Origin of the sequence: Acinetobacter sp. AL9 (assembly GCF_041464035.1) — a bacterium.
In the GTDB taxonomy this organism is placed as follows: domain Bacteria; phylum Pseudomonadota; class Gammaproteobacteria; order Pseudomonadales; family Moraxellaceae; genus Acinetobacter; species Acinetobacter towneri.
Window position 1 is genome coordinate 1 of record NZ_JAYFSK010000299.1, and the last position, 228, is coordinate 228.

1 pseudogene is annotated in these 228 nt (G+C 39.0%); it reads left to right on the plus strand.

Features of this window, described 5'->3' with window-relative positions:
• Positions 1-228, plus strand: a pseudogene (locus ACEO2X_RS14800) (IS66 family transposase); the annotation flags it as partial.

Sequence of the window (228 nt, forward strand, 5' to 3'; positions counted from 1 at the left end):
ATTCTAAAGTTCAACATCTTTCTATTCTCAATCAAAAATACGAGCATGAACTGGCGCTGTTTAAAAAGCACAAATTCGCCCAAAAGAATGAACACTTAACGGCAAAACAAATCCATCTGTGGGATGAAGCGGTTGAAGAAGATATTGCCGCGGTTGATCTAGAACTGGAACGGCTAAATGCAGATAAAACTAATGCAGCGACACAGAAAGCCAAAACCAATAAACCTA